Annotated in this window: 1 protein-coding gene; it reads right to left on the bottom strand. The window is 61.8% G+C overall.

The genetic code is table 11. The annotated features are described in order from the left end of the window. Positions 1-283 (bottom strand): divalent metal cation transporter (locus EN851_RS35895; protein ID WP_189587380.1); only part of this gene is annotated, 283 nt, incomplete at both ends.

Genomic DNA, 283 nt, shown 5'->3' on the forward strand with positions numbered 1-283 from the left:
GGATGGCAAAGCAGCCGAAGATGATGATCAGCAGCGCGACGACGAAGGCCTCGAGATAGCGGAAGCCCTTGTTCATCAGCAATAGCACCAGGAATGCGTCGAGCGCGGTGAGCATGGCGCCGCCGACCAACGGAATGCCGAACAGGAGCTGCAACGCGATTGCCGTGCCGATCACCTCGGCAAGGTCGCAGGCAATGATCGCCAGCTCGCAGGCGATCCAAAGCATCAGATTGACCGGGCGCGGATAGTAGGCGCGGCAAGCCTGGGCGAGGTCGCGAAGATC

It is taken from the genome of Mesorhizobium sp. M8A.F.Ca.ET.208.01.1.1 (assembly GCF_004791315.1).
Classification (GTDB): Bacteria; Pseudomonadota; Alphaproteobacteria; order Rhizobiales; family Rhizobiaceae; genus Mesorhizobium.